Source organism: Gilliamella bombi (assembly GCF_900103255.1).
GTDB lineage: Bacteria > Pseudomonadota > Gammaproteobacteria > Enterobacterales > Orbaceae > Gilliamella > Gilliamella bombi.
Window position 1 is genome coordinate 1 of sequence record NZ_FMWS01000107.1, and the last position, 1,910, is coordinate 1,910.

4 protein-coding genes are annotated in these 1,910 nt (G+C 29.7%); all 4 read right to left on the bottom strand.

What is annotated here, in order from left to right; all coding sequences use genetic code 11:
* Positions 1-116 (bottom strand): transposase (locus B9N71_RS12895; protein ID WP_244178519.1); only part of this gene is annotated, 116 nt, incomplete at its 3' end.
* Between the two features lie 5 nt (positions 117-121).
* Entirely contained in the window at positions 122-442 is a 321-nt protein-coding gene (locus B9N71_RS12420) for a hypothetical protein (RefSeq protein WP_085166122.1), read from the bottom strand.
* Between the two features lie 69 nt (positions 443-511).
* A complete protein-coding gene (locus B9N71_RS12425; RefSeq protein WP_085166123.1) occupies positions 512-1,054 on the bottom strand; it encodes a hypothetical protein in 543 nt (180 codons plus the stop codon).
* A 9-nt stretch (positions 1,055-1,063) separates the two neighbouring features.
* Positions 1,064-1,910: peptidoglycan recognition protein family protein (locus B9N71_RS12430; protein WP_143422163.1), on the bottom strand; the 847-nt coding region annotated here is incomplete at its 5' end.

Genomic DNA, 1,910 nt, shown 5'->3' on the forward strand with positions numbered 1-1,910 from the left:
GCTGATGGTGTCAAATCATATTCGGCAACGATTTCACTACGTGATTTACCATGTTGATAAAGACTGACCATTTGGTGTTTAAAATCATCTGTGAATGTTCGTCTTTTGCGTTTAATCTTATTCATATTTGTTCCTTTTTTAGTTGTGATAAGTTTACCTTACCCCTTAAAAAAGTTGTATGAATTAGTGTAGCCGATCCACTATGCTCAACCATACTTAATAAAGGCGTATCAGGGTCAAAAAGTGCGTTTAGTGGGTTCTTTTTATCATAAACTTGATTATTATCAGTAAAAAAGTCTTTTAAAGAATGATAGGACAATGTTTTTTTTGAATATCCTTTAAATTCATAAAGAATATTATTGAGACCTTTATTTTTATCTTCAGCAAAAGAAAATAACGGAATCAATAAAATGCATATAGAGAAAAATTTAAATCTAATCATTTTTAATCCTGTACATTTATAATTAAGTTAAAATCAAAACTGCCGTGGCTTTTTACTATTAAAAACAATTTATAATTTATCTAAATATGCACAACCTTCAAATATTTCACCTTTATAATCAATAAAAATTTCATATATTGAAGTTATCTCATCAAGATTTGCTTCACAAAAAGTTCCTTTGGGAAGACTACGAATTAAGCCATATACACCATCTTTAGAATGAAAAATAACCAAAAAATTTCTTGTTAAAGAAGAATTTTTTATATCTATGGCAATATTTATATTTTTTTCTTTTAGAGATATGAATTGCAATTTATTCTTACTTATTTTAGCATTCCAAAATGGTTCATAACCATTAGCATAAAAACCTATAGAGTTTTTGTTAACTTTATCCCAAAAAGTATGTGGCGATAACATATCTGTTTGTTCCATTTTCTGTAACTCTGATAAATTTATCCAATCTATCATTCCATTTTTAAGATTTAAGAAATTCTGCTTACCATTTTCCATGCTTCCTAAAGATAAAAATTCTTGATAGGATGAATTAGTATATACCTCTTGAGCTAATAACAAGTTAGGTAATAGCAAAAATAATAAAATTAATTTTTTCATATAATAACCTTATTTTTTATGCGGATTTCCAGATAAAATTGGAGGCCATGAATATTTATCATTTGCAAATGGAATTTTTGATTTGCTATATCCCCAGTACCGTTCATGTTCGAAATGAGGAATATCATCTATCGGTACATTTCTACTTCTTAAGATAGAATAAAATTTATTATAATCAAAATCTGTAGGATCATCATGACCATTTGGAATGCCTCTATCAACTTCTATATGAGGTACGATAATTGGCCAACATCCTTCAATATCAGAAGCTTCAATATATAAATCAGCAAGAGCTTGATATTGGTTATCTGTAGGTACATCCGGACTTTTATAATTGATTTCGACATGGAACATTCTTCCTTTTAAATTATTTCTAGATTCAGCTTTTGTAGCCCATACATTTTTTTCGGTAAAAGGCCATATTTCAATTACATCCCCATTTCTCATAATATATTTATGAGCTTTACTCCTTATTTTTTTATCTGGATTGTTAACATTATTTATTGCCTTGATAGTCTGTTCTGACATATTTCCATCAGTACAATGTAAAACAAAATGACTTCTATAGTCAGGTGTTATAGGACAAACGCCTTTATTTTTTTCAACATTAAAATAATCCATCATTGCTACCGGATGAATAAACCACGCCTTGCCGTCAGTTGATAGATTGGACAGTTTAGGGGTATTGGCATCGCTTTGTTCTGTGCTAGTTGTTTGATTTTGGGCTTGTGCTTGTGCCACTTGTTTCCACCAGAGTGATGGTTTAATGCGTTGTGCTTTTTCTATTTTCCAGTTTGTTTGGATGTATTTAAATGCTTCATCCACCATTTTTAAAGCAAAATCACGGAGGTAAGGC